Below are 262 nucleotides of genomic sequence, written 5' to 3'. Positions count from 1 at the left end.
ATGCACGGCCATGCGATCGAGTGCCGCATCAACGCCGAAGACGCGTGGAAGTTCACGCCCTCGCCGGGTCGCATCACCATGTGGCACCCGCCGGGCGGCCCGGGGGTGCGGGTCGACTCGCACGTGTACACCAACTACTTCGTCCCACCGAACTACGACTCAATGATCGGCAAGATCATCACGTACGGCGACACGCGCGAGCAGGCCATGGCCCGCATGCGCACCGGGCTCAACGAAACCGTGGTCGAAGGCATCAGCACCA

Annotated in this window: 1 pseudogene; it reads left to right on the top strand. The window is 64.9% G+C overall.

The features are described from left to right. Nucleotides 1-262: pseudogene (locus NR195_RS22780) on the top strand (acetyl-CoA carboxylase biotin carboxylase subunit); the annotation flags it as partial.

Source organism: Pantoea sp. Ft-CA_14 (assembly GCF_024520875.1).
Taxonomy (GTDB): Bacteria; Pseudomonadota; Gammaproteobacteria; order Enterobacterales; family Enterobacteriaceae; genus Pantoea; species Pantoea agglomerans.
Note: the sequence above shows the minus strand (reverse complement) of the source record. Positions and strands in the feature narration are given on the sequence as shown.